Source organism: Bathymodiolus japonicus methanotrophic gill symbiont (genome assembly GCF_019721995.1).
In the GTDB taxonomy this organism is placed as follows: Bacteria; Pseudomonadota; Gammaproteobacteria; order Methylococcales; family Methylomonadaceae; genus Methyloprofundus.
This window is the reverse complement of record NZ_BLYC01000011.1, coordinates 67,048-90,008: the sequence shown is the minus strand read 5'-3', so window position 1 is coordinate 90,008 and position 22,961 is coordinate 67,048. Positions and strand designations below refer to the sequence as shown.

Genomic DNA, 22,961 nt, shown 5'->3' with positions numbered 1-22,961 from the left:
ATTTTTAGTTGCTGGTTTTCGTACCTCTACCCAGCCTACATTTACATTGGATATTTTTATCACCGCTAAAGACTACGCTGCTAGATGTCGAAATTATTTCGTATACAATCTTTTATACTCGATGTTCAAGTTTTTGATATTGAGAAGGTAAAATCAGGTATTCTGAGGTTGTTGTAATTTTATCGGTGTAAGCCCATGTTAATGAATGCCCCAGCCACCTTTATCCAAAGCTATATTGACGATTTAAATGATGCGCTCAATCAGCTAAAACCCGGAGCCGCTTTGACACGGATTCAAGCGGCTTGGTTGGGCACTTGTTTAACGGGCATACTGCTAATGAACTCTGTTTGCTGGGCTAAGTTTGAGCGAGCAAGCCTTGGAGATTGCAAAGTAGCCGCATTATCCTGGGTGTTTCGTAAAGCAAGTATACCCTGGGACTGGTTGCTACGGGAGAGTGTGGTCTTAATTTTAAAACGTTATGGCATTACTGAAGGTGTGTTGGCCTTTGATGAATCAGACCGAGCACGATCTAAGTCTACAAAACGTATTTATAAGGGTTACAAGCAGAAACACAAAGGCTCCGGCGGGTATGTTAATGGACAAACGATAGTATTATTGCTGCTAGTTACCTCATCCATTACAGTGCCTGTCGGTTTTTTCTTTTATATGCCGGATCCAGCCTTAAAACAGTGGGATAAAGAAGATAAACGGTTGAAAAAGAGCGGTATAGCAAAAAAATATCGGCCTATTAAGCCTGAACGTGACAGTGCCTACCCGACCAAAACAGAGATTGCATTAGGCTTATTAAAAGAGTTTAAAGTTGCGCATAGCCTGATTAAAATTAAAGGCGTACTGGCTTGATGCGCTGTATGGTGAAAAAGCCTTTATGGACGAAGCAGCTAAAGAATCTGGAGGCTCGCAGGTGATTAGCCAATTACGTAAAAACCAAAATATTGAATATAGAGGTAGAATAAGGTCAGTCGAGAGCTACTTTAATTCGATTAACAAAGGCATTGATCAGATAATACGTGTACGTGGCGGCAAAGAGATTAAAGTGACTGTCAGCAGTGCACGATTGAAGGTGAGTTCTCACAGTAAAAAACGCTTTGTCATTGCCTTAAAATATGACGGTGAAAACGACTATCGCTATTTAGTGGCGACAGACCTGACTTGGCGCACACAAGATATTATTCAAGCCTATACGTTGAGATGGCTGATTGAGGTTTTCTTTGAGGACTGGAAGCTTTATGAAGGATGGGGGCGTGAGGCCAAACAATTAGATGAAGAGGGATCAAGCCGTGGCCTGATTCTGAGTCTTTTGTTTGACCATTGCCTTCTCCTTCACCCAGAGCAAATAGCCCGCATTGAAAGCAAACTACCTGCGTATACCGTAGGAAGCTTACAGCGCAAGTCTCAAATGGATGTACTGCTTGAGTTCATCACGTCATTGCTAGAGTTTCCAGATCCTGGTGATAAGCTGAAAGAGTTAGGTGAATTAATAAAGGATGTGTTTCAACTGATGCCATCAGGAAAACATATGATTGGCAGAGATTTAGGGCGCTTAGAGCCAACACCATCATTAAAGTATTGTTCTGCTGGGTGAAGGTAAGAGTTTGATGGCAATGGGATGGAAAAACTTGAACATCGAGTTTATAGATAATTTTTTTAAGCACCCGATCAATCAGGAGTTCAAATGTCCGGTTTCTTTTCCAGGCAACGTGCCGTTGCCAAGCCTAATTATAATAGATGGATGGTTCCCCCAGCTGCACTGGCTGTTCATCTATGCATAGGGCAGGCATACGCTTTCAGTGTGTTTAACAGCCCATTAACGCGCATCATCGGTATTACTGAATCTGCTCCGGATGACTGGAAATTAACCTCTTTAGGCTGGATATTTAGCCTGGCCATTGTATTTTTAGGTCTATCTGCCGCTTTCGGCGGTAAGTGGCTAGAAAAAGTAGGTCCCAGGCTGACTATGTTTGTTGCTGCTTGCTGTTTTGGTGGTGGGTTTTTAGTGGCTGCATTAGGCGTTTACCTGCACCAAATCTGGATTGTTTACTTAGGTTATGGAGTAATAGGCGGGGTTGGTCTTGGGCTAGGCTATGTTTCACCGGTTTCAACCTTGATCAAATGGTTCCCCAATCGGCGTGGAATGGCAACAGGTATGGCAATTATGGGCTTTGGTGGTGGCGCTATGATAGGTGCGCCGCTATCGATTTTGTTGATGGAGCACTTCCAGTCAGCAAGCTCGGTGGGCGTTATGGAAACCTTTATCATCATGGGCTGTGTGTATTTTCTGTCGATGCTGATTGGCTCTTTTACCATCCGTACCCCTCCTGAAAACTGGCAACCGAAAGGCTGGAAACCACCTATCGTGCAAAATGACATGATCAGTCAACATCATGTGCACATTGATCAAGTCTTGAAAACACCACAATTTTATTTGCTTTGGTTAGTGTTGTGTTTAAATGTAACCGCCGGTATAGGAGTGCTAGGGCAAGCCTCGGTGATGATTCAGGAAATATTTAAAGGCACGATAAGTGCAGCCGCAGCGGCCGGGTTTGTTGGGCTCTTAAGCCTGTTTAATATGGGGGGACGATTCTTCTGGTCTTCTGCATCAGATTTTATAGGCCGTAAAAACACCTACTTTATCTTCTTTGTCTTTGGTATAGCATTGTATTCATCAGTTCCAACTATAGGCGCTTCAGGCAATATGGGATTATTTATCCTCTTATATGCACTCATCTTAAGCATGTACGGAGGCGTATTTTCCACTATCCCCGCCTATCTAGCCGATATATTCGGCACTAAATATGTAGGTGGCATACACGGTCGATTACTCACAGCATGGGCTACAGCTGGAGTGCTTGGTCCTGTTCTAATCAATTACATACGTGAATTCCAGATTGAGCAAGGCGTTGCAAAGGCCGATGCCTATAGCGTGACCATGTATATTATGGCAGGGCTTTTAAGTTTAGGCTTTATCTGCAATGCATTGATCCGGCCTGTGCATGAAAAACATCATATTAAGCAAGAGGATCTTGATGAAATAGATGGTATTTTTCCACGCTCTGATGCTAACGAATCCGAACAGACATTAACCGGGAAGAAATAACAATAGGAGCTACCATGAAAAACTCAAGAACACACAGCGTTGCTGATCTACTGCTTTTATTATTGTTCTGGCTTTATGTCAGCGTACCCCTTGCATGGGGTATCTGGTCGACCTTGCAAAAAGCACTGACCTTGTTTAATTAATTTGTATAGAAAAAATACCTGGATAATTTCGATGACTAGGACGCGGGGTCTTTAGCCCCGTATGGTACAAACGGAGCTAAAGACCCCGCTTCCTTTTGTGTGGAATTAATTTTATGTATGCTCTAAGATCATTAAAGAATAACCACCCTCCTGTAAAACGATTGTTAACCATAGAGAGTTTATTTGAATACCTACCCCATTCCAGATGAGACAAATGATTTTCTAGCAGCTTATGTATGCTTGATAGTAAAAAGCCTAAAGCAGTTTAAGGGATCGGGGAGTCGCTATTTTTGCGAAAGCTTGTTTTGGGCATCCCAGCCCAAGCAAGCAGCAAAAACTTAACGCGACCACTTATGCCTCCGGCGGCCCCGATTCGTCCTCGTCACCTCGTCCCGACCCAACAAGGGGTCGGAACATAGGCTCCAAATGACTTGACGCCGTGTCGGATGGCCTTTTATTTTGTCTCCACCTTCGCTAACGCTCAGACTCCGACAAAACAACGGCCCTACGGCTATCGCGGACTAAAAATCTTCACTTCGCTAAAGCTCCGTTTCCAGGATTTTCAGCGGAGGAGTTAACAGACTCTTCTCTAAGTATTGAAGAACAGGCAAAGCAGATTTATGAAGCTCCTTATGTGCTTTTAGCGCATAACGCAACAGTTGACCCTGTTTTCCAGTATGCCAATAAAAAAGGCCTGGAGTTATTTGAAATGAACTGGGATGAATTTACTCAGCTACATTCAAAATACTCCGCAGAACCCCAAAACCGCAAGGAACGGGAGCGACTGCTGAATGAGGTGCTATTAAAAGGCTATGCGGATAACTATTCAGGCGTGCGCATTTCAAAAACAGGCCGCAGATTTTTTATAAAAGCGGCAACAGTATGGAATATTCTTGATGATAATAATGAGAAGATTGGCCAGGCAGCATTGTTTAGACTGAAGTTTCCCAATTATTGAGTAGCTGAAATACACAATGCTGGTGTATCGAGGTTTATTTTAGGCGGTTTTGCCATGTTTATAGCAAACCCCTACTTAATTCCCCTTAGGCAATAGCATTTGAAACGAATGAAAAGACTATCTTTTTCATATAGTTGTAGCATAGTTTCAATTTTACCATAAATAATTATTGGGAAACTTCAGTTAATAAAGTGCCTTTAATATCTGCTGATACAAAATTACAGAATATTATAATACTCCCCATTGTCCAGACCAATTTATTAAATAGTTAAGATAGCCCTTCCCTTTTTATATTAATAATTTGTTATTATTGCGCCGCAGGCGTTTTGATACTACTCTTTGCCGACTGCGGTGAAATGTGGTCAAAGGGTGAATTAGTGTGGGTAAGTTCGTGGGAAACGGCTTTATCGTTTTCCATCAGCTTATCCACACGTTCCGTAGGAAATTCACGCTTTGTCCACATGGAGTCCGCCTGCAGGGACTCTCACGTATAGACCGTTTTTTTTATAATAAACCTCCGCTGGCGTTCGATAGTCCAAGGACTGATGAATTCGTCTGTGATTGTAAAATTCAAGATAGTCTTTCAGCCCTAAATATGCCATCAGTGTTCCCATTGAAAGAAGAAGTACCTAAACAAAGCAGCCTATAACCTACCTGAATGTAGCACCACTCGAATATTCCCATCTTTTTGATTTTAATCACTTATCACAGCAAATAGACACTCTGTAGGCACCGTAACCCATCTTCGTCACTATTGATGATGTAGTTGTTATAAATCAATTGGTTGAAATTTTAAAAAGTAGCCAGTTGGCACTACAGATTTTGTGTTTTTGTATAAAACGTTGGATTTTTTAGAGTATTTTTGTCGCATGTAAATTACACTCAAATAATGATGATTTTTTTGACAAAAGTCAATGAATTTATCGACAAAAATAATATAAATGGCACTACAAAACTTTCAAAAAAACACCATTGATTTTAACAGGCGCGCCATGCTACCTCACGAAATTCCGGGACTCCTGTCGCCGTAATTCGTTCACCTACGCAGCGAATAGGAGATGCTCCAGCCGCCCTGCGTCCGCCACAGACTGAGCACAAAGCAGCTCAGTCATGGCTACCACAAATGGCTCTACGGCTATTCGGGATAAAATTTTAGCCTCCCTCGCGCGCTATCGCGCACTTCGGATTGGCAAATTTCCCTGCGCCTTCTGGAGACTATCAGCCCGTCCGGGGCTGACAGCGAGAGAATTTTTCGACAAAAAATCGCTTAAACCGATGAATCAATGGCTTAGAAAGATGAAAGTGACGAAGATGGGTTAAAGCATTCCCGGAACTTGACGAATACACCATAGAAGCGGCGGATGGACATTTTATTGATCATGCCTGCCATACTGAAAAAAACAGCAATCGGGGAGTCGCTATTTTTTCGAAAGCTTGTTTTGGGCATCCCAGCCCAAGCAAGCAGCAAAAACTTAACGCGACCACTTATGCCTCCGGCGGCCCCGATTCGTCCTCGTCACCCGCTAAAAATCTTCACTTCGCTAAAGCTCCGTTTCCAGGATTTTCAGCGGGGGAAAGTTTATGCGGCCGGGGGGATTTACGCGTTGAATCTCAGAAGTGGGTTGCTCAGATTTCTTTGTCTGGTGACAAACGGAACTCAGAGACATCAAGAAATACCTGTGTTACGAGATCATATTGAAAAGCAAAACACAGGCGCGCCATGCTACCTCACAACATTCTGGGACTCCTGTCACCAACATTCATTCGCCTACGCAGCGAATGGAAGATGCCCTGGTCGCCCTGCGTCCGTCTCAACTACGCACAAAACCCTGCTCCGTTAAGACTACCTCAAATGGCTGGACGGCTATTCGGAATGCAATTCTTGCCTCCCTCGCGCGCTACTAGCGCACTTCGGATCAGCGAATTGCCCTGTCGCCTACCAGGGACTAAAAATCATCACTCCGCTTAGGCTCCGTTTCCCTGATTTTAAGCGAGGGAAATAACAGCTCTCAGAAACATCTCTATGTCTACGATAAAGCCGTCACCGACTTTGTCTGGTGGGATCGGCAGAAACGACATGCTAATTACATGATTTCAATGCTAAAAGAAAATTCAATTGCGACTCTGGTTGAGTCTATCCCTTTTGACTCCCGCCATGAGATCAATACAGGGGTTGAAGCATACAGTGTGTACGAAAACAAGGGCATCAAATTTAACGTGGTGGATTACCGTGATCCAGAAACCGGAAAACTTCACCGGTTTGTGACAACCTTGCCAATGACTATTAACCCTGGAACCATTGCCATGCTGTATTTCAAGCGATGGACGATTGAAAAGACATTCAATAACACTAAAAGTAATTTCAAGGAAACTAAAGCTTGGTCTTCCAATACCCGCTCACTTGAAAATCAAATGCGCCTGACTGCAATGAGCTATAATTTAATGCGCGTGTTTGAAGAGATTTCAAAAACACAACAGCCAGAATTGATTCATCCATCGGATAAAAAATATAGCGAGGCTCTGGAGATAAGGCAGCAACAGGCTCAAAAACGAGATCGTTTTGTGAATCCATTATTTTTCCAGGCAAGAATATCTCGTATCAGCTCGTATACCATTCGGGCAGTTCAAAACACAATAATAACAGGAATGTCTTTACAGTGCTTTATGAGCTCTCTTGTGGCGAGGTTAGTTTTACCGCCTCAATTGATAGGGGAACCAGGCGCGCCATGCTACCTCACGAAATTCCGGGACTCCTGTCGCCATAATTCGTTCACCTACGCAGCGGATGGGAGATGCCCTGAACGCCCTGCGTCCGCAACGACTACGCACAAAAGCCGCTTCGTCATTACTACCTCACTGGCTGGACGGCTATTCGGAATGCAATTCTTGCTCCTCTCGCGTGCTGCTAGCACACGTCGAATCAGCAAATTGCCCTGTCGCCTATCAGGGACTAAAAATCACCACTTCGCTAAGCTCCGTTTCCATGATTTTCAGCGACTGATGACTTAAACAGAATCAATACCAAAAATCCTGCGATACAAAACCCCATGTAGCACAACAAAAAATGGCAGAGCCCAGATCAATCCGATACCTAAAGGTATCAGGCTTAAAATGTAAATAATTCCCACCAGGGCATAGACAAAAAAGATCTTAAACCAGTGTTGATGCACTGCCTTACGCGAGGCTTCCATTGCCTGCCAAAAGTCCATGTTTTTTTCAATAATCAGCGGCATAGTAAAAACATAGGGCGCAGCTATGCCCTCTTGCAGGCTGCCTGATACCGAATTTATATTTTTATTTGGCTGCATAAATAAGCTCCAGGAAAAAAATAAAATAGCTGAGTTATAGAGTGTAGCGTAAAATACAAAAAATAAAACAGTAGCTTATTTATTGCGCGTTACCTTAAAGATAAAAAAGCATAAAAACCTTAAAAAAAGGTTGCGAACTTAAAAATGTTTTGTATAATAGTCGGCTCTTCTAAGGGTCCTTAGCTCAGTTGGTAGAGCACCGCACTTTTAATGCGATGGTCGAGCGTTCGAATCGCTCAGGACCCACCATTTATCTTAAATGGAATCAGAGACTTAGAAAGGATTTTAAGTTTTGGTAACTGTGTACTAAACAGACGACTACAGTGATAACTACAGTAGTTTAGTTTATTTCTCTTTCAAGAGGAAACACAGATGCTAAATTTTCATATCCGCAAAGTAACACTTCAAAGTGGCGATACCCGTTATCGTACAATTATTACCAAATCTGGTAAAAGTATAAAAACCAAAACATTTAGACGAAAAGCCGATGCCAAAACATGGGGTAGTCGAACTGTTTTAGATTTCCAAGAAAATGAAGCCAATCGCGGACTAAAAATCATCACTTCGCTTAGGCTCCGTTTCCCTGATTTTCAGCGAAGGTATTAAGCCTTGCACTATTACGTTTAGTCGTTTGGCAGATGAATACATGCACTGGTGGACTGGCAAAGACCATGATCGAGTTAGACTTGTTTTATGGTGGGAAAATCAATTAGGTAAAATTCTCTTATCTGAAATCACCCCTGAACTTATCCGCGAAAAACTCTCAAAGTAAAAAAATCCAAAGCCCCAGCCACATACAATAAACATTTAGCTGTTATTTCTGCAATTCTAGACTATGCTACATTACAGCAAGAAGAGGGTGATATTTCAGAACAGTATATTGATGAAAATCCTTGTAAGCGGGTTCGCTCTCTTAAAGTAAGTAATAAGCGAGTGCGTTATTTATCTGACGAGGAAAAACCGCGCCTATTAAAATCAGCTAAAGCTATTGGTGGTAAGTTTTATCTAAAAGTCTTAATGGTATTAACCACTGGTATGCGAAAAGGCGAACTAGAGAAATTATGCTGGAGTGATATAGACTTTGAACGTGGCTTAGCTTTGTTGCAAGATACCAAAAATGGTACTTCAAGACATACTCCCATTCCTGATGTAATTATGGGGGAAGTTAAAAAATATCGTGAGGTCGGTAGCGGTTTATTATTCCCTTCGACCGTGAATCCTGATAAGCCATTCGATTATAAAAAGCAGTGGGCTAATTGCCTTAAATCGGCAAATATCCAGGATTTCAGATGGCATGATATGCGTCACGATACAGCAAGTACCTTGGCGCGTGACGGAAAAACCTTAAAGGAAATAGCTGAAGTGCTAGAGCACAAATCTCTTGCTAGTACTGATCGCTATACTCATCTATGCACAGAACATAAAAGCCAATTGCTTAACGATACAATGAATAAGGCAATCAGTTTATAGTTTCTATATTATTAACCAGTGTAGGCATAGGAGGAGAATGCAAAGAGTTATTTTCTTGGTTACAAAATGGAAAAATGAATAGCTAAATCGTTTTTTAGGAATGGTGTGCTTAGCAGGCGCGCCATGCTACCTCACGAAATTCCGGGACTCCTGTCGCCATAATTCGTTCACCTACGCAGCGGATGGGAGATGCCCTGAACGCCCTGCGTCCGCAACGACTACGCACAAAAGCCGCTTCGTCATTACTACCTCACTGGCTGGACGGCTATTCGGAATGCAATTCTTGCTCCTCTCGCGTGCTGCTAGCACACGTCGAATCAGCGAATTGCCCTGTCGCCTATCAGGGACTAAAAATCACCACTTCGCTAAGCTACGTTTCCATGATTTTCAGCGAATGGATTGAGTCTAATTCGGGGAGTCGCTATTTTTGCGAAAGCTTGTTTTGGGCATCCCAGCCCAAGCAAGCAGCAAAAACTTAACGCGACCACTTATGCCTCCGGCGGCCCCGATTCGTCCTCGTCACCTCGTCCCGACCCAACAAGGGGTCGGAACATAGGCTCCAAATGACTTGACGCCGTGTCGGATGGCCTTTTATTTTGTCTCCACCTTCGCTAACGCTCAGACTCCGACAAAATAACGGCCCTACGGCTATCGCGGACTAAAAATCATCACTTCGCTTAGGCTCCGTTTCCCTGATTTTCAGCGAATGAAACTAAAGGTTTTAATCCTGAAAAGCATCTACAACGCCTTAAAAAAGAGGCAAACGGGGATATTTGGTTAAAGTTGACATGAAAAAACAAATTTGTAAATACAGTATTATTCGCTTTCAGCCTTATCCTGAAACTGAAGAATTTGCCAATATCGGTATCGTGCTTTATGTGCCCGCCTCTAAGCGCCTGGAGTTTAGATTGCTGGATAGCAAACACTATGCAAGGATTACGCATTTCTTTGACCCCGTATGCAGGCCTGTTTTTATCCAATCAAGCAAAGTAATCAGTGCTGAAATCAAACGGATTAAAGATTTTATAGGTAACACGGCTGGAACGGATATTGACTTTTACGCTGAGCTAATTCGGGACCGTGAAGATATTATTCGTTTTAGTGGTAATAGAGCTTTGCTTTGCAGCGATCCAGAAGCCGCTGTTGATAAGTTGTTTGAACACTATGTACACCGTAGTTTTCTCCATGAGCCAAGTTATGAAGAAAAAATGAAAAAACAGGTGCGTGACTTGCTTGATCAGTATCCGCTTGGAGGTAGATATAAAGAAGGTTTAATTGGAGATACTGATAAATATGAAGTAAGGTTTCCCTTTGTCAGTCAAGACGCTAAGCAAACCATTATTAAGCCTATTCACTTTAAGCATAATAAGCCTTCTCAATTGATTGACCACGGCCTTTCTTGGTTAGGTAAAATTCAGCAACTGAGTAAGCTGGGCTTTATTACTCGGGATCAGATTTTATTAACCTACAACACTCCAGATCATAATCAAAAACAGCTCTATAATGCCTTTAGTGGCATTAAGCAACAAATTGAGGCAGAAGATATTGTTATGGTTGATGTAAATAACCAGGATGAGATTATCAGGTTCGCAACTATTTAAGTTTCAAAAACTACAGTAAAAACTACAGTGGTTTATTCTGCTGCATACTATTTATAACCTGAAGTTTCCCAATAATTATTTATGGTAAAATTGAAACTATGCTACAACTATATGAAAAAAACAGTCTTTTCATTCGTTTCAAATGCTATTGCCTAAGGGGAATTAAGTAGGGGTTTGCTATAAACATGGCAAAACCACCTAAAATAAACCTCGATACACCAGCATTGTGTATTTCAGCTACTCAATAATTGGGAAACTTCAGTTATTTAACTTTAAGGACTTTAGTGCTTCCTGAGGAATCAAGCTGGCTGACCCCTTGATTCCCCCGGTCTATAGCTCTGCTTGTAAGCGCTGATAAATACCGCCAAAGCTTCCGTTGCTCATCATTAGAAAATGGCTATTAGGCGCTACTTCCTGCTGAAGTTCGTGCATAATTGCATCGATAGACGTGCAAATCTTTATATTATTTTCCGCTGTTTGTAGCGCGGTTAAGTCCCAGTCTAGCTCTTCAGGCTGATAGATAAGCGTACGGTCGGCCAGCATAAGAGATTCAGCCAGTACTTCTCGATGCACACCCATCCGCATGGTATTTGAACGTGGATCAACCACAGCAATAATTTTCTCCGCCCCCACATGCTTGCGCAGGCCCTCTAACGTCATCTGAATAGCAGTAGGATGATGTGCAAAATCATCATAGACGGTCACGCCCTTAATTTCAGCAATCACCTCCATGCGCCGTTTAACATTTTTAAACCTTGTTAATGCTGCAATTGCATCAGCAGGCAATATGCCTATATGCCGTGCAGAGGCAATTGCAGCCAATGCATTATAAACATTATGCTGGCCGGTTAATTGCCATACCACCTGGCCCTGGGTTTGCTGGTTAAATTTAATGACAAACTGACTACCATCATCTTCCAGTAATTCCACCTGCCATGCTGCATCCTGATTAATTGCAGTTAATTGCACCGGTGTCCAGCAGCCCATAGCCAAAGTATCCTGTATGTTTGCATCAGCTGCAGGGCAGATAATCAGGCCCTCACCCGGGACGGTTCTAATCAGGTGATGAAACTGCCGCTTAATGGCATCTAAATCATCAAAAATATCTGCATGATCAAATTCCAGATTATTTAATACCGTTGTACGTGGGCGATAGTGCACGAACTTTGAACGCTTATCAAAAAAAGCAGAATCATATTCATCCGCTTCAATCACAAAAAAATCAGAGCTCCCTGAGCGCGCTGAAATACCAAAATTCATCGGAATACCACCGATTAAAAACCCGGGGTTAAAGCCCTGATACTCCAGAATCCATGCGAGCATACTGCTGGTCGTCGTCTTCCCATGTGTGCCTGCAACCGCCAACACCCATTTACCCTGTAACACATATTCAGCTAGCCATTGCGGGCCTGAAGTATATTTTAGCCCTAGGTTTAGTACCGCTTCGACCTCGGGGTTACCCCGCGACATGGCGTTGCCAATCACCACTAAATCTGGTTTTATCTCTAGATTTTCAGCTTTGTAGCCCTGCATAAGCTGAATACCTTGTTCAGCTAACTGAGTGCTCATTGGTGGGTATACATTCTGGTCGGAACCGCTGACCGTATGGCCTAATTCCCTGGCAATCAAGGCAAGCCCGCCCATAAACGTACCGCAAATACCTAAAATATGAATATGCACAAGGCGCTCCTGTGTAATCGTACGAACTTAATTCAGCCTAATGCTCAGTATAGCCATCAATTTTAATTGCACTAATAATCGCCTGCAATTCTGTGTATTGCTTTACTAATGGCACTAACTGCATTTCAAGAAATGCGACATTTTCTGCAACGCCTTCTTTTGAACCGCTAATTTTCCGCAACATATGCAAGCGGCTATCTATTTGCTTTTTATGCTCTTTAATCTGCTGCCTCAAAGGTAAAAGCACGCTCTTGCTCCATTGGTTCGCATCTTGATGTGCTTGATGAAATACCTCACGAACACTGGAGATTATCAAACTATAAAGCTTTTTAATAACAATTGTTTGTTCAGTCATGGTTGTTTTGGTGCTGGAACGAAACAGCTCGCCTTCTTCCAGTATATGTTCTAACTGAAACTGGTATTCACTCATACTAAATAATTTTGGCTCCACGTTCTTAAAGCCATATTCACTGGCAAATGTTTTCTGAATCCGGTGTTTTTCAAGATAGTTTTCGCCTAAATTATTTAAGCCGCTTCATCAGTCCTGTCAGGATTTAATGAAACTGGCCCTGTAGCATCCCAGTTTCTGGTTGAGCCAGACCATCTGGAAGGTTTTTCTTTTTTCTTCTGGAGATATAATTTATCTCGCATTTCAAGAATATTTTTGTCTTTTCCTTCATGTCGTTCCGCAGGTGTGACGAATTTTATTTTGCTGTGCCAGTGCTCGTTGTTATACCATTCGACAAAGTTACCTACCCATTCTCGGGCTTCATCAAGACTATCAAAGCCACTGCCAGGCCAGTCAGGACAATACTTTACCGTTCTAAACAAAGCTTCAGAATAAGGGTTGTCATTACTCACTCGTGGGCGGCTGTATGAGCTGGTTAAGTTTAAATCATACATTTTGCTGCGCAAGGTGAGTGATTTCATTGGTGCGCCATTATCAGAATGGAGCACCAATGGGTTATACATCATTTTTTCCTTTAATAGGCTACGCTCAAGTAGTGTAGCGGCATCTTCGCCACTTTCTTGTTCATACACTTCAGCCCCGACTATTTTTCGGCTATAAATGTCCTCTATCATATATAAATAGTAGAACTGACCCACGAATGGGTGTTGGCATGTAGCTGATATCCCACGTCCATACCTGGTTCGCTTTTTCTGCGATATAACTCGTTGGCTTGGAGGTGTTTTTGCGCTCTTTAGCCCGCCCTCTATGTGTGACTTGTTCTGCTTTATGCAACACTCGATAAAATGATGATTCGGAGGCAATGTAGATGCCTTTGTCTGCCAGGATAGGGACGATTTGACTCGGTGGTAAATTGGCATACTCGTCCTCATTACAGGTCATTAAAATAGCAAGTTGCTCATATTCGCTTAATTTATTATTAGGAGATGGGCGTATGGCATCCGACCTTCTATCGGCCTCTACTCCTCCGTTAACTTGCCAGTTTTGTCAGGCGCGCCATGCTACCTCACGAAATTCCGGGACTCCTGTCGCCATAATTCGCTCACCTACGCAGCGGATGGGAGATGCCCTGAACGCCCTGCGTCCGCAACGACTACGCACAAAAGCCGCTTCGTCATTACTTCCTCACTGGCTGGACGGCTATTCGGAATGCAATTCTTGCTCCTCTCGCGTGCTGCTAGCACACGTCGAATCAGCGAATTGCCCTGTCGCCTATCAGGGACTAAAAATCACCACTTCGCTAAGCTCCGTTTCCATGATTTTCAGCGAAGGTACGAATGTTGATACCAACAATATTACAGACTTTGCCCTTTCTGGCACCTTGTTCAATAGCTTCATTGATCCATGTGACATAATTTACGCGCTCTGAGTGAGGAATTAAGCGTCCTCGTTTTCCTCCCAGAGCGCATCCAGCTTTTTTCTAAGCACCAATAAGGCCGCTGTTTCTGCAAGTGCTTTCTCTTTGCGATTAAGCTCTTTCTTTAATTTTTTGTTTTCACTACGTAATTGTTTTAATACGTTTTTATCTGTTTTTTCTTGCGTCACGTTTTGCTCTGATCCTTTAATAAAATGGGTCTTCCAGGACTCAAGCTCAGCTTTATAAAGCCCATGTGTACGACAATATTCATTACACTCTTGCTCGCTCAGGGTACTTGTTTCTATAATGGCTGATAATTTTTTCTCGGATGTCCACTGTATAGGAGAATGGCTTGTGTTTTTAGTGTTTTTGCACTTCTTATCAACATAAGTTTGCTTCCACGTATACAGCGTTCCGTAAGGAATATTTTCGGCCTTAGCTAATTCAGGTACGCTCATATTTAAGGGGGGAAGCATTTTGTTAATGATGGCATCTTTTCTTTCTTTTGGGTATTGAGTTGTCATGGTTTTATTTTTCCGCCCCTTGTTTGAGTCATTATTTTTCAAATAAGGCGAAAACTGTCCTGACACGGGGGGGGGTATCAACAGCGTCTTGCAATACATCACGTATATCTTCAAATAATATTTGAATTTTTTGCTTCATACGATAAGTTGTCAGGCTTTTAGTTAACTCGTCCTTGCTACGCTGAATGACTGCATCAACTCTCGCTGTCGATAATGAATCTACTAAAGCTCTAGCCTGAATAGCAAAAACCTGGACGCTCGCCTGAAAGTTTCCCACATTTAGCAAATAACTTTGCTGACGCTCACGGGTTTCAGCCAGCAATCTCTCCATCAACTCGGCATTATCACAATCTATTTTCTTAAATTCTTCCAGTTGCTCTAGAGCACCTTTGTATTTAGCTTCACTATGCCGTAATGATGCATTAAGTAAAAAGCCAATATTCTTTGTCAGCGCTTGCTGAAATGCCTTCCGTCGCGGCAATATAATATTATCCGACAAATAAGTTGCCAGGTTTGTTATACGGCTTTTTTTCAGCAAAGCGGCATCAGCCTTGATTTTTGCAATTAATGCCTGCTTCGCAGAGACAGGGAAAATAAGCGGGCTCACTTAACGCCAGGCACTCAGCCGATTTACGGATATGCTGTGCAATCATTCAGCACTCCCCAGCAATTCATCCCAGAGAGTATCAATCTTATTTATAACGACTACAGGCATCAGTGTTCCCCTATCAATTGAGGCCGTGAAACTAACCTCGCCACAAGAGAGCTCATAAAGCACTGTAAAGACATTCCTGTTATTATTGCGTTTTGAACTGCCCGAATGGTATACGAGCTGATACGAGATATTCTTGCCTGGAAAAATAATGGATTCACAAAACGATCTCGTTTTTGAGCCTGTTGCTGCCTTATCTCCAGAGCCTCGCTATATTTTTTATCCGATGGATGAATCAATTCTGGCTGTTGTGTTTTTGAAATCTCTTCAAACACGCGCATTAAATTATAGCTCATTGCAGTCAGGCGCATTTGATTTTCAAGTGAGCGGGTATTGGAAGACCAAGCTTTAGTTTCCTTGAAATTACTTTTAGTGTTATTGAATGTCTTTTCAATCGTCCATCGCTTGAAATACAGCATGGCAATGGTTCCAGGGTTAATAGTCATTGGCAAGGTTGTCACAAACCGGTGAAGTTTTCCGGTTTCTGGATCACGGTAATCCACCACGTTAAATTTGATGCCCTTGTTTTCGTACACACTGTATGCTTCAACCCCTGTATTGATCTCATGGCGGGAGTCAAAAGGGATAGACTCAACCAGAGTCGCAATTGAATTTTCTTTTAGCATTGAAATCATGTAATTAGCATGTCGTTTCTGCCGATCCCACCAGACAAAGTCGGTGACGGCTTTATCGTAGACATAGAGATGTTTCTGAGAGCTGTTATTTCCCTTGTTTTGCTTTTCAATATGATCTCGTAACACAGGTATTTCTTGATGTCTCTGAGTTCCGTTTGTCACCAGACAAAGGAATCTGAGCAACCCACTTCTGAGATTCAACGCGTAAATCCCCCCGGCCGCATAAACTTTCCCCTTGCTGTTTTTTTCAGTATGGCAGGTATGATCAATAAAATGTCCATCCGCTGCTTCTATGGTGTATTCGTCAAGTTCCGGGAATGCTTTAAGATAATCAATGCCTTGCGATAGCAGTGTTTCAGCGTGAAGATGATAGCTCTGCTGTTCAAATGCCTCAAGCATACTTGTTCGTCTATGCGACTTCAGTGATTTAAAATACGTTGAGTGGGGAAGCAGCTGGCCATAAATCTGTTCATTGGTTTGGAGGAAATGGCGACCACTATCGACTACACTGATACAGCGTAATAACCCAAGGCGAATAAAGTCGATATCCTTCAACTCTGGGCATGAACGAGCCCACAAAGGATGACGCTCTGCTAACAGGGCACGTTCCATACTTTCATTGCAGTGTTGGTGAATATGTTCAGAGAGTGGTAGGTCTTTAAGCATGGGTGATATCCGTTTATGAGGTGATTAAAACGGAAATTTTTAGAAAAATTTTTTCGGCAAATGCAAGCTTTATTTGAAATTATTTGTTGTTTTTTTACGGTGCCTACAGAGTGTCTATTTGCTGTTATAACTCGATGTTCAAGTTTTTGATATTGAGAAGGTAAAATCAGGTATTCTCAGGCGCGCCATGCTACCTCACGAAATTCCGGGACTCCTGTCGCCGTAATTCGTTCACCTACGCAGCGAATAGGAGATGCTCCAGCCGCCCTGCGTCCGCCACAGACTGAGCACAAAGCAGCTCAGTCATGGCTACCACAAATGGCTCTACGGCTATTCGGGATAAAATTTTAGCCTCCCTCGCGCGCTATCGCGCACTTCGGATTGGCAAATTTCCCTGCGCCTTCTGGAGACTATCAGCCCGTCCGGGGCTGACAGCGGAGGTTGTTGTAATTTTATCGGTGTAAGCCCATGTTAATGAATGCCCCAGCCACCTTTATCCAAAGCTATATTGACGATTTAAATGATGCGCTCAATCAGCTAAAACCCGGAGCCGCTTTGACACGGATTCAAGCCGCTTGGTTGGGCGCTTGTTTAACGGGCATACTGCTAATGAACTCTGTTTGCTGGGCTAAGTTTGAGCGAGCAAGCCTTGGAGATTGCAAAGTAGCCGCATTATCCTGGGTGTTTCGTAAAGCAAGTATACCCTGGGACTGGTTGCTACGGGTGAGTGTGGTCTTAATTTTAAAACGTTATGGCATTACTGAAGGTGTGTTGGCCTTTGATGAATCAGACCGAGCACGATCTAAGTCTACAAAACGTATTTATAAGGTTTACAAGCAGAAACACAAAGGCTCCGGCGGGTATGTTAATGGACAAACGATAGTATTATTGCTGCTAGTTACCTCATCCATTACAGTGCCTGTCGGTTTTTTCTTTTATATGCCGGATCCAGCCTTAAAGCAGTGGGATAAAGAAGATAAACGGTTGAAAAAGAGCGGTATAGCAAAAAAAGATCGGCCTATTAAGCCTGAACGTGACAGTGCCTACCCGACCAAAACAGAGATTGCATTAGGCTTATTAAAAGAGTTTAAAGTTGCGCATAGCCTTATTAAAATTAAAGGCGTACTGGCTGATGCGCTATATGGTGAAAAGCCTTTATGGACGAAGCCGCTAAAGAATCTGGAGGCTCGCAGGTGATTAGCCAATTACGTAAAAACCAAAATATTGAATATAGAGGTAGAATAAGGTCAGTCGAGAGCTACTTTAATTCGATTAACAAAGGCATTGATCAGATAATACATGTACGTGGCGGCAAAGAGATTAAAGTGACTGTCAGCAGTGCACGATTGAAGGTGAGTTCTCACAGTAAAAAACGCTTTGTCATTGCCTTAAAATATGACGGTGAAAACGACTATCGCTATTTAGTGGCGACAGCCCTGACTTGGCGCACACAAGATATTATTCAAGCCTATACGTTGAGATGGCTGATTGAGGTTTTCTTTGAGGACTGGAAGCTTTATGAAGGATGGGTGCGTGAGGCCAAACAATTAGATGAAGAGGGATCAAGCCGTGGCCTGATTCTGAGTCTTTTGTTTGACCATTGCCTTCTCCTTCACCCAGAGCAAATAGCCCGCATTGAAAGCAAACTACCTGCGTATACCCTAGGAAGCTTACAGCGCAATTCTCAAATGGATGTACTGCTTGAGTTCATCACGTCATTGCTAGAGTTTCCAGATCCTGGTGATAAGCTGAAAGAGTTAGGTGAATTAATAAAGGATGTGTTTCAACTGATGCCATCAGGAAAACATATGATTGGCAGAGATTTAGGGCGCTTAGGGCCAACACCATCATTAAAGTATTGTTCTGCTGGGTGAAGGTAAGAGTTTGATGGCAATGGGATGGAAAAACTTGAACATCGAGTATAAGTGATTAAAATCAAAAATATGGAAATATTCGAGTGGTGCTACCTTCAGGTAGGTTATAGGCTGCTTTGTTTAGGTACTTCTTCTTTCAATGGGAACACTGATGACTACAGGCTTAACCTTAACACGTCCACGCGCCCTGTTAACAAAGCTACGCCAAACTATTAAGTCGCTCTTGGTAACACCTCTATCAGCGGCTAGCACAAAGATAATAGCTTCGGCACGGGATAATATATTTAAGGTTAACTCAGGCTCCACACCTAGCGCACTAAGCCCCGGCGTATCCAGAATACATAAGCCTTGCTTTAACAATGGATGAGGGAGGCTGATCGAAGCATAGCGCCAGCAAGGTATCTCTACTTCTTCAGCATCCAGCAAACCAAGCTCGCTCGCCTCCCTCTCATTCCACAAACTCAGCTTGACCGCATGCTCTTTAGGCACTTTTTTAACTGCAAGCAACTCTTTAAACGCCGCCTGACTTTGATTGGGCGAATTATAATCCAGCTCAACCTGCTTCCAGCTAGCGACATTTGCCAGATACTCCACTAATGACGTACTTTCAAGCCGAGTTTCTATATCTAGCAAACGTATATAACAACTCTCGCCATTATAAAACAGCTCGGTAGGACACATCGTTGTCCGTTCTGTCGCTGCAGGTAACAGTCTTATGCCCATGTCAGTAAAAAACAAGGCATTAATCAATTCCGTCTTACCCCGCGAAACTTCTGCTGCAAAAGCCAGGGTAATACGCTCTGTACGTAAGGCATTAAGTATATTTAACCTATCTTCGTGACATATACAGTCAATTTCCCATTATTTCAATGAGTTAAATTTTCAATCGGCCCCAGTTGGCACTACAGGTTTCATATCAACGATCGTTTTAACTTTTCCAATCGGGTCGGGGTTAATATTCAACGCAGTGTATATTTGTTTTTGTCTGGTTTCTGCTTTGCTTGTGGTTCGCAGGTGAATGATTGTATCGTTATCCGTGGGTAAAGTAATGGTCATGCGTTGCTGGGTCGACATCCTGTTGCGAATGCTTTCCCAGCTTAGATGGATGTCCTGCAATCTAAGTTGATAACGCAGTACATGTACCAGGTGGTAAGCTAATAATGTGATGAATAGGTGTCCGGTAACCCGCTCTTCTTTTTTGTGATAGACAGGGCGCAAGCCTAGCTCGGTTTTCAGGCTTCTAAAGGTCGCTTCAATCTCAGTCAGCATGGTATAGGTTAGCCATAACTGTTCTTCCGACCAGTCAGGGATATTCGTTCTTAGCCCATCTTCGTCACTATTGATGATGTAGTTGTTATAAATCAATTGGTTGAAATTTTAAAAAGTAGCCAGTTGGCACTACAGATTTTGTGTTTTTGTATAAAACGTTGGATTTTTTAGAGTATTTTTGTCGCATGTAAATTACACTCAAATAATGATGATTTTTTTGACAAAAGTCAATGAATTTATCGACAAAAATAATATAAATGGCACTACAAAACTTTCAAAAAAAACACCATTGATTTTAAAGAGAATTTTTCGACAAAAAATCGCTTAAACCGATGAATCAATGGCTTAGAAAGATGAAAGTGACGAAGATGGGTTAGGCAGTAAACACCACAGTGCTTATCTTTTTGGTCACTTTCAGGTTTACGTTGCCATTCTATACCGATGGCTTTGTTTTTTTTGTCATCCGCGATAACGTTAATGGTGTAATCTGCAGCAACACGGCTATGTTTTTCACGTAGTCGTCCGATACGTTCCAGTATTTTGTCGTATTTTTTAAGGGTGCCTTTTTTGCTCAGACCTGTGTGCAGTTTTTCTAGGGCCTCTTCCAGACGAGCATGGAAGCGATTACGGATACCTTGTTCTTTTTTTGCTTTTTGTTCTGAATGACAATAGAGTCGGGTTTCCTCGGTTTCTTGATCAACTTCACGATAAACAACAACATTGCTGTCCCGGGTATCCCTGACCGCTACCGGAGTTTTCTGATCTCTTGGGTTTTTTACATGTTGTTCTCGACTGACAACGAGATAATGATAATCTTGTTCGATTAACCAGGCAATATTGTCAGCGCTGGCAATGCCGGCATCCATGATAACCACCGGCTTTATTTGATGAAAGGGATCCTTGTCTCGAAGTTCGTCAAGCATCAGTTTCAAGGTCGCGGGCTCACTGGCGTTGCCGGGAAAAACCTGACTACTCAATGGAAAGCCGTCACCATCCAGAACCAGCCCCAGAGTAACCAACGGGCAATCAGTGCGTTTCTCTTTAGAGCGACCGAATTTCGCTTTCGGGTTTCGGGCGCACTGGCCTTCAAAATAAGTATTGGTCAGATCGTACAATACAATCTTGCGGTTTAAATTGAACAACGTCTGCTCTCGGTCAGCCAGAAAATATTCAAGAGTTGCCTGATGTTTGAGTAGCTTGTCACTGACTGTATATAATCGCGTCAGGCTGGTGTTACCGTAGTCATGACCCAGTAATTCGCCCAGGCCTGTTTGATTTTGCAACCAGTCATGTGTTTGCAGTTCACTGCCGGGTGAAACCATACGTCCTATGATAGTGCCCAGGGCCGTCGCCGTATCTACTTTATTAAAGCCCAGCGCCATGAGTTTTTCGTCTAGCTGTAACTGCTGTGCGGCATGCAGTGCCAGGGTTTCAACACCAATACTACGGGCATTAATGGCTTCGACATGATTAATATCGACATGATGAAAATCTCGCGTTGTTGTTTTTGAATCTAGCGGTTGTGACAGTTTTGCAGTCATCAGTGAGCTATAGCGCTGGGCTGTTGCTTCCAGAAGTTGATTTAAATCATCGGCTAAATTGAATAGCTCTTCCTGATGTGGTTCCAAACCTTGCTGTAATTGTTCGATTCTGGCCGTCAGCAAGGGCCAGTACTTTTTATCAATCGTAACGTCCGCACCTATATTGAGCAATGTACGTTGCTTGACTTGTTTTCCTATACGCACAGATTCTACAATGCGGTACATCAATGTTCCCATTGAAAGAAGAAGTACATAAACAAAGCAGCCTATAACCTACCTGAAGGTAGCACCACCCGAATATTTCCATCTTTTTGATTTTAATCACTTATAACAGCAAATAGACACTTGGGGAGTCGCTATTTTTGCGAAAGCTTGTTTTGGGCATCCCAGCCCAAGCAAGCAGCAAAAACTTAACGCGACCACTTATGCCTCCGGCGGCCCCGATTCGTCCTCGTCACCTCGTCCCGACCCAACAAGGGGTCGGAACATAGGCTCCAAATGACTTGACGCCGTGTCGGATGGCCTTTTATTTTGTCTCCACCTTCGCTAACGCTCAGACTCCGACAAAATAACGGCCCTACGGCTATCGCGGACTAAAAATCATCACTTCGCTTAGGCTCCGTTTCCCTGATTTTCAGCGTCTGTAGGCACCGTAAAAAAACAACAAATAATTTCAAATAAAGCTTGCATTTTCCGAAAAAATTTTTCTAAAAATTTCCGTTTTAATCACCTCATAAACGGATATCACCCATGCTTAAAGACCTACCACTCTCTGAACATATTCACCAACACTGCAATGAAAGTATGGAACGTGCCCTGTTAGCAGAGCGTCATCCTTTGTGGGCTCGTTCATGCCCAGAGTTGAAGGATATCGACTTTATTCGCCTTGGGTTATTACGCTGTATCAGTGTAGTCGATAGTGGTCGCCATTTCCTCCAAACCAATGAACAGATTTATGGCCAGCTGCTTCCCCACTCAACGTATTTTAAATCACTGAAGTCGCATAGACGAACAAGTATGCTTGAGGCATTTGAACAGCAGAGCTATCATCTTCACGCTGAAACACTGCTATCGCAAGGCATTGATTATCTTAAAGCATTCCCAGAACTTGACGAATACACCATAGAAGCAGCGGATGGACATTTTATTGATCATACCTGCCATACTGAAAAAAACAGCAAGGGGAAAGTTTATGCGACCGGGGGGGATTTACGCGTTGAATCTCAGAAGTGGGTTGCTCAGATTTCTTTGTCTGGTGACAAACGGAACTCAGAGGCATCAAGAAATACCTGTGTTACGAGATCATATTGAAAAGCAAAACATCGGGGAGTCGCTATTTTTGCGAAAGCTTGTTTTGGGCATCCCAGCCCAAGCAAGCAGCAAAAACTTAACGCGACCACTTATGCCTCCGGCGGCCCCGATTCGTCCTCGTCACCTCGTCCCGACCCAACAAGGGGTCGGAACATAGGCTCCAAATGACTTGACGCCGTGTCGGATGGCCTTTTATTTTGTCTCCACCTTCGCTAACGCTCAGACTCCGACAAAACAACGGCCCTACGGCTATCGCGGACTAAAAATCTTCACTTCGCTAAAGCTCCGTTTCCAGGATTTCCAGCGAGGGAAATAACAGCTCTCAGAA

The 22,961-nt window shown here is 43.0% G+C and carries 30 protein-coding genes, 1 tRNA gene and 4 pseudogenes; 25 read left to right on the top strand and 10 right to left on the bottom strand.

Going from position 1 to position 22,961, the window contains the following annotated elements; translation table 11 throughout:
- Positions 1–195 precede the first annotated feature (195 nt).
- The 11 genes and pseudogenes from K6984_RS31195 (at position 196) to K6984_RS15540 (ending at position 7,225) form a co-directional block, all read left to right on the top strand.
- Positions 196–861: a hypothetical protein gene (locus K6984_RS31195; RefSeq protein ID WP_230988117.1), complete on the top strand. Its 666-nt coding sequence runs from the start codon at positions 196–198 to the stop codon at positions 859–861.
- Positions 862–886: 25 nt separating this feature from the next.
- Positions 887–1,603, top strand: a complete 717-nt coding sequence (locus tag K6984_RS31190; RefSeq protein ID WP_230988116.1) for a hypothetical protein — start codon at positions 887–889, stop codon at positions 1,601–1,603.
- A gap of 10 nt (positions 1,604–1,613) precedes the next feature.
- A complete protein-coding gene (locus K6984_RS31185) occupies positions 1,614–1,790 on the top strand; it encodes a hypothetical protein (RefSeq protein ID WP_230988123.1) in 177 nt (58 codons plus the stop codon).
- Positions 1,751–3,258: pseudogene (locus K6984_RS15560) on the top strand (L-lactate MFS transporter). Before K6984_RS31185 ends, K6984_RS15560 begins: the two are co-directional and overlap by 40 nt.
- Positions 3,259–3,548: 290 nt before the next feature.
- The gene (locus K6984_RS33805) at positions 3,549–3,677 is read left to right on the top strand and encodes a hypothetical protein (protein ID WP_263458596.1); all 129 of its coding nucleotides are present in this window, start codon (positions 3,549–3,551) and stop codon (positions 3,675–3,677) included.
- 27 nt (positions 3,678–3,704) lie between these two features.
- Complete coding sequence (locus tag K6984_RS33800; protein WP_263458770.1) at positions 3,705–3,836, top strand: hypothetical protein; 132 nt, start codon at positions 3,705–3,707, stop codon at positions 3,834–3,836.
- A gap of 17 nt (positions 3,837–3,853) precedes the next feature.
- A complete protein-coding gene (locus K6984_RS15555; RefSeq protein ID WP_221896376.1) occupies positions 3,854–4,216 on the top strand; it encodes an MEKHLA domain-containing protein in 363 nt (120 codons plus the stop codon).
- Positions 4,217–5,326: 1,110 nt separating this feature from the next.
- On the top strand, positions 5,327–5,536 hold the full coding sequence (locus K6984_RS15550) for a hypothetical protein (protein ID WP_221896352.1): 210 nt from the start codon (positions 5,327–5,329) through the stop codon (positions 5,534–5,536).
- 41 nt (positions 5,537–5,577) lie between these two features.
- On the top strand, positions 5,578–6,057 hold the full coding sequence (locus K6984_RS15545; protein ID WP_221896351.1) for a hypothetical protein: 480 nt from the start codon (positions 5,578–5,580) through the stop codon (positions 6,055–6,057).
- Positions 5,996–6,121: a hypothetical protein gene (locus K6984_RS33795; protein ID WP_263458769.1), complete on the top strand. Its 126-nt coding sequence runs from the start codon at positions 5,996–5,998 to the stop codon at positions 6,119–6,121. The genes K6984_RS15545 and K6984_RS33795 overlap by 62 nt, the downstream gene beginning before the upstream one ends.
- A 183-nt stretch (positions 6,122–6,304) precedes the next feature.
- Positions 6,305–7,225 carry a transposase gene (locus tag K6984_RS15540; RefSeq protein WP_221896350.1) on the top strand — a complete coding sequence of 307 codons (921 nt, stop codon included), beginning with the start codon at positions 6,305–6,307 and terminating at the stop codon, positions 7,223–7,225.
- Here K6984_RS15540 and K6984_RS15535 read toward each other — a convergent pair.
- On the bottom strand, positions 7,222–7,524 hold the full coding sequence (locus K6984_RS15535; RefSeq protein ID WP_221896349.1) for a DUF2189 domain-containing protein: 303 nt from the start codon (positions 7,522–7,524) through the stop codon (positions 7,222–7,224). The genes K6984_RS15540 and K6984_RS15535 overlap by 4 nt on opposite strands.
- A gap of 173 nt (positions 7,525–7,697) precedes the next feature.
- Between K6984_RS15535 and K6984_RS15530 the strand changes: the two genes are divergently transcribed.
- From K6984_RS15530 to K6984_RS15510, 6 genes are all read left to right on the top strand, one after another.
- A tRNA-Lys gene (locus K6984_RS15530) sits at positions 7,698–7,773 on the top strand.
- Between the two features lie 123 nt (positions 7,774–7,896).
- Positions 7,897–8,130 (top strand): hypothetical protein, encoded by a 234-nt coding sequence (locus tag K6984_RS15525; RefSeq protein ID WP_221896348.1) that lies wholly within the window; start codon positions 7,897–7,899, stop codon positions 8,128–8,130.
- A 327-nt stretch (positions 8,131–8,457) separates the two neighbouring features.
- On the top strand, positions 8,458–8,994 hold the full coding sequence (locus tag K6984_RS15520; protein WP_221896347.1) for a site-specific integrase: 537 nt from the start codon (positions 8,458–8,460) through the stop codon (positions 8,992–8,994).
- 182 nt (positions 8,995–9,176) lie between these two features.
- Positions 9,177–9,473 (top strand): hypothetical protein, encoded by a 297-nt coding sequence (locus K6984_RS15515; protein ID WP_221896346.1) that lies wholly within the window; start codon positions 9,177–9,179, stop codon positions 9,471–9,473.
- Positions 9,422–9,550: a hypothetical protein gene (locus K6984_RS33790; protein ID WP_263458596.1), complete on the top strand. Its 129-nt coding sequence runs from the start codon at positions 9,422–9,424 to the stop codon at positions 9,548–9,550. The genes K6984_RS15515 and K6984_RS33790 overlap by 52 nt, the downstream gene beginning before the upstream one ends.
- A 217-nt stretch (positions 9,551–9,767) precedes the next feature.
- Positions 9,768–10,595: a DUF3037 domain-containing protein gene (locus K6984_RS15510; RefSeq protein WP_221896345.1), complete on the top strand. Its 828-nt coding sequence runs from the start codon at positions 9,768–9,770 to the stop codon at positions 10,593–10,595.
- A 330-nt stretch (positions 10,596–10,925) separates the two neighbouring features.
- Here K6984_RS15510 and mpl read toward each other — a convergent pair whose 3' ends face one another.
- From mpl to K6984_RS31180, 3 genes and pseudogenes are all read right to left on the bottom strand, one after another.
- The gene (mpl, locus tag K6984_RS15505; protein WP_221896344.1) at positions 10,926–12,275 is read right to left on the bottom strand and encodes a UDP-N-acetylmuramate:L-alanyl-gamma-D-glutamyl-meso-diaminopimelate ligase; all 1,350 of its coding nucleotides are present in this window, start codon (positions 12,273–12,275) and stop codon (positions 10,926–10,928) included.
- Positions 12,276–12,312: 37 nt separating this feature from the next.
- A complete protein-coding gene (locus K6984_RS15500) occupies positions 12,313–12,726 on the bottom strand; it encodes a hypothetical protein (RefSeq protein ID WP_221896343.1) in 414 nt (137 codons plus the stop codon).
- Between the two features lie 74 nt (positions 12,727–12,800).
- Positions 12,801–13,731 (bottom strand): annotated as a pseudogene (locus K6984_RS31180) (IS3 family transposase); the annotation flags it as partial.
- Between the two features lie 70 nt (positions 13,732–13,801).
- Between K6984_RS31180 and K6984_RS15485 the strand changes: the two are divergent.
- Positions 13,802–14,113 (top strand): hypothetical protein, encoded by a 312-nt coding sequence (locus K6984_RS15485; protein ID WP_221896341.1) that lies wholly within the window; start codon positions 13,802–13,804, stop codon positions 14,111–14,113.
- Positions 14,114–14,121: 8 nt separating this feature from the next.
- Here the strand turns inward: K6984_RS15485 and K6984_RS15480 are convergent, their stop codons facing one another.
- The 3 genes from K6984_RS15480 to K6984_RS15470 form a co-directional block, all read right to left on the bottom strand.
- A complete protein-coding gene (locus K6984_RS15480; RefSeq protein ID WP_221896340.1) occupies positions 14,122–14,667 on the bottom strand; it encodes a transposase in 546 nt (181 codons plus the stop codon).
- Positions 14,657–15,232 (bottom strand): P-loop NTPase family protein, encoded by a 576-nt coding sequence (locus K6984_RS15475; protein ID WP_221896339.1) that lies wholly within the window; start codon positions 15,230–15,232, stop codon positions 14,657–14,659. Before K6984_RS15475 ends, K6984_RS15480 begins: the two co-directional genes overlap by 11 nt.
- Positions 15,233–15,339: 107 nt before the next feature.
- On the bottom strand, positions 15,340–16,638 hold the full coding sequence (locus tag K6984_RS15470; RefSeq protein WP_221896338.1) for a transposase: 1,299 nt from the start codon (positions 16,636–16,638) through the stop codon (positions 15,340–15,342).
- 305 nt (positions 16,639–16,943) lie between these two features.
- Between K6984_RS15470 and K6984_RS15465 the strand changes: the two genes are divergently transcribed.
- From K6984_RS15465 to K6984_RS31170, 3 genes are read left to right on the top strand one after another with little or no spacing between them, the layout of a single operon-like run.
- The gene (locus K6984_RS15465) at positions 16,944–17,102 is read left to right on the top strand and encodes a hypothetical protein (RefSeq protein WP_221896337.1); all 159 of its coding nucleotides are present in this window, start codon (positions 16,944–16,946) and stop codon (positions 17,100–17,102) included.
- A 4-nt stretch (positions 17,103–17,106) separates the two neighbouring features.
- A complete protein-coding gene (locus tag K6984_RS31175; protein ID WP_230988115.1) occupies positions 17,107–17,835 on the top strand; it encodes a transposase in 729 nt (242 codons plus the stop codon).
- Positions 17,796–18,512: a hypothetical protein gene (locus K6984_RS31170; protein WP_230988114.1), complete on the top strand. Its 717-nt coding sequence runs from the start codon at positions 17,796–17,798 to the stop codon at positions 18,510–18,512. The genes K6984_RS31175 and K6984_RS31170 overlap by 40 nt, the downstream gene beginning before the upstream one ends.
- 120 nt (positions 18,513–18,632) lie before the next feature.
- Here the strand turns inward: K6984_RS31170 and K6984_RS15455 are convergent, their stop codons facing one another.
- From K6984_RS15455 to K6984_RS15445, 3 genes and pseudogenes are all read right to left on the bottom strand, one after another.
- Positions 18,633–19,301 carry a dynamin family protein gene (locus K6984_RS15455; RefSeq protein WP_338024526.1) on the bottom strand — a complete coding sequence of 223 codons (669 nt, stop codon included), beginning with the start codon at positions 19,299–19,301 and terminating at the stop codon, positions 18,633–18,635.
- 93 nt (positions 19,302–19,394) lie between these two features.
- Positions 19,395–19,835: pseudogene (locus K6984_RS15450) on the bottom strand (IS1634 family transposase); the annotation flags it as partial.
- A gap of 320 nt (positions 19,836–20,155) precedes the next feature.
- Positions 20,156–21,559, bottom strand: a pseudogene (locus tag K6984_RS15445) (IS1634 family transposase); the annotation flags it as partial.
- Positions 21,560–21,684: 125 nt separating this feature from the next.
- On the opposite strand from K6984_RS15445, the gene K6984_RS33785 reads away from it, so the two are divergent.
- The 4 genes from K6984_RS33785 to K6984_RS33775 all read left to right on the top strand — a co-directional run bounded on the left by K6984_RS33785 (position 21,685) and on the right by K6984_RS33775 (position 22,949).
- Entirely contained in the window at positions 21,685–21,813 is a 129-nt protein-coding gene (locus K6984_RS33785) for a hypothetical protein (RefSeq protein WP_263458596.1), read from the top strand.
- Positions 21,814–22,072: 259 nt separating this feature from the next.
- Positions 22,073–22,633 carry a hypothetical protein gene (locus K6984_RS15440; protein WP_221896334.1) on the top strand — a complete coding sequence of 187 codons (561 nt, stop codon included), beginning with the start codon at positions 22,073–22,075 and terminating at the stop codon, positions 22,631–22,633.
- Positions 22,634–22,661: 28 nt separating this feature from the next.
- Positions 22,662–22,790, top strand: coding sequence for a hypothetical protein (locus K6984_RS33780; RefSeq protein WP_263458596.1), 129 nt, complete (start codon positions 22,662–22,664; stop codon positions 22,788–22,790).
- 27 nt (positions 22,791–22,817) lie between these two features.
- On the top strand, positions 22,818–22,949 hold the full coding sequence (locus tag K6984_RS33775) for a hypothetical protein (protein ID WP_263458768.1): 132 nt from the start codon (positions 22,818–22,820) through the stop codon (positions 22,947–22,949).
- Positions 22,950–22,961 lie beyond the last annotated feature (12 nt).

Excerpts from the sequence above, each read along its gene's own strand:
- K6984_RS15465 (WP_221896337.1), top strand. The coding sequence starts at position 16,944 with ATGGCTACCACAAATGGCTCTACGGCTATTCGGGATAAAATTTTAGCC.
- K6984_RS15540 (WP_221896350.1), top strand. The coding sequence starts at position 6,305 with ATGATTTCAATGCTAAAAGAAAATTCAATTGCGACTCTGGTTGAGTCT.
- K6984_RS15525 (WP_221896348.1), top strand. The coding sequence starts at position 7,897 with ATGCTAAATTTTCATATCCGCAAAGTAACACTTCAAAGTGGCGATACC.
- K6984_RS31190 (WP_230988116.1), top strand. The coding sequence starts at position 887 with ATGGACGAAGCAGCTAAAGAATCTGGAGGCTCGCAGGTGATTAGCCAA.
- K6984_RS33800 (WP_263458770.1), top strand. The coding sequence starts at position 3,705 with ATGGCCTTTTATTTTGTCTCCACCTTCGCTAACGCTCAGACTCCGACA.
- K6984_RS31175 (WP_230988115.1), top strand. The coding sequence starts at position 17,107 with ATGTTAATGAATGCCCCAGCCACCTTTATCCAAAGCTATATTGACGAT.
- K6984_RS33795 (WP_263458769.1), top strand. The coding sequence starts at position 5,996 with ATGGAAGATGCCCTGGTCGCCCTGCGTCCGTCTCAACTACGCACAAAA.
- K6984_RS15550 (WP_221896352.1), top strand. The coding sequence starts at position 5,327 with ATGGCTACCACAAATGGCTCTACGGCTATTCGGGATAAAATTTTAGCC.
- K6984_RS15440 (WP_221896334.1), top strand. The coding sequence starts at position 22,073 with ATGCTTAAAGACCTACCACTCTCTGAACATATTCACCAACACTGCAAT.
- K6984_RS15485 (WP_221896341.1), top strand. The coding sequence starts at position 13,802 with ATGGGAGATGCCCTGAACGCCCTGCGTCCGCAACGACTACGCACAAAA.
- K6984_RS15545 (WP_221896351.1), top strand. The coding sequence starts at position 5,578 with ATGGACATTTTATTGATCATGCCTGCCATACTGAAAAAAACAGCAATC.
- K6984_RS33775 (WP_263458768.1), top strand. The coding sequence starts at position 22,818 with ATGGCCTTTTATTTTGTCTCCACCTTCGCTAACGCTCAGACTCCGACA.
- K6984_RS15515 (WP_221896346.1), top strand. The coding sequence starts at position 9,177 with ATGGGAGATGCCCTGAACGCCCTGCGTCCGCAACGACTACGCACAAAA.
- K6984_RS31195 (WP_230988117.1), top strand. The coding sequence starts at position 196 with ATGTTAATGAATGCCCCAGCCACCTTTATCCAAAGCTATATTGACGAT.
- K6984_RS15535 (WP_221896349.1), bottom strand. The coding sequence starts at position 7,524 with ATGCAGCCAAATAAAAATATAAATTCGGTATCAGGCAGCCTGCAAGAG.
- K6984_RS15470 (WP_221896338.1), bottom strand. The coding sequence starts at position 16,638 with ATGCTTAAAGACCTACCACTCTCTGAACATATTCACCAACACTGCAAT.
- K6984_RS31170 (WP_230988114.1), top strand. The coding sequence starts at position 17,796 with ATGGACGAAGCCGCTAAAGAATCTGGAGGCTCGCAGGTGATTAGCCAA.